General features: G+C 52.5%; 1 protein-coding gene. It reads left to right on the top strand.

The window, feature by feature from the left end:
• Positions 1 to 727: lipoyl synthase (lipA, locus tag ACTHUT_RS21325; protein ID WP_440419801.1), on the top strand; the 727-nt coding region annotated here is incomplete at its 5' end.
• Between the last annotated feature and the right edge of the window lie 37 nt (positions 728 to 764).

The raw sequence follows: 764 nt of genomic DNA, 5'->3' as shown, positions 1-764 counted from the left end.
GATCATGGGTGATATTTGTACCCGCCGCTGCCCGTTCTGCGACGTTGGCCATGGCCGCCCTAACATGTTGGATCCTGACGAGCCTAAACACTTGGCTGAATCCGTCAAGTCCATGAACCTGCGCTATGTCGTGATTACTTCCGTCGACCGTGACGACCTGCGTGATGGTGGCGCACAACACTTCGCCGACTGCATTAAAGCCATCCGCGAAACCAGCCCGAATACCAAAATCGAAATCCTCGTTCCCGATTTCCGTGGCCGTCTGGACATCGCACTGGAAATCTTGGCAGAAACGCCACCCGACGTGATGAACCACAACTTGGAAACCCATCCAAGCCTGTATAAAAAAGCCCGTCCGGGTGCCAACTACCAACATTCCCTCGAGCTTCTGCGCCGCTACAAAGAAATGATGCCTCATATCCCGACCAAATCCGGCATCATGGTCGGCTTAGGCGAAACAGACGAGGACGTACGCGAAATCATGCGCGATATGCGTGCCAACAATATCGAGATGATTACCATCGGCCAATATCTGCAACCTTCAGACGGCCACTTGCCCGTCTTGCGCTATGTAACGCCTGACCAATTCAAGGTTTTTGAAAAAGAAGCATACGAATTGGGCTTTACCAATGCCGCCATCGGCGCAATGGTTCGCTCCAGCTACCACGCAGACGAGCAAGCAGCCGAAGCTTTGCGTGAAACCCACGGGGGTTGCAGCCATCACTAAGGTTTAAATTATATAAGGCCGTCTGAAAAAACAGTTC

The sequence above is a fragment of the Neisseria sp. P0022.S010 genome, assembly GCF_051956635.1.
Note: the sequence above shows the minus strand (reverse complement) of the source record. Positions and strands in the feature narration are given on the sequence as shown.